This window comes from Curtobacterium sp. MCBA15_016, assembly GCF_001865105.1.
In the GTDB taxonomy this organism is placed as follows: domain Bacteria; phylum Actinomycetota; class Actinomycetes; order Actinomycetales; family Microbacteriaceae; genus Curtobacterium.
The window spans coordinates 3,435-3,653 of sequence record NZ_MJGR01000063.1 but is presented as its reverse complement, the minus strand read 5'-3'; the positions used below and the strand labels follow the sequence as shown (position 1 = coordinate 3,653).

Below are 219 nucleotides of genomic sequence, written 5' to 3'. Positions count from 1 at the left end.
GAGACCGGGGCGGGGCCGACCGAGGCCGTGTCGAACGGGACCGTGTGCACCGCGGGCGAGGTCGGGGCCGGGGGCAGGAGGTGCTCCTCCGGCGGGAAGTCGGGCACCACGATGTCGTCGTCGACGAGTGCCGGTGTGGCGGGCGGTGCGGGGAGCGTGCTGCCGGGGCCGGCCGTCTCCGGAGCGGGGGCGGGTGCGACGGGGGCGGGGCGCGCCTCC

The 219-nt window shown here is 79.9% G+C and carries 1 pseudogene; it reads right to left on the bottom strand.

From position 1 onward, the window contains the following. Positions 1-219: pseudogene (locus tag BIV03_RS19955) on the bottom strand (hypothetical protein); the annotation flags it as partial.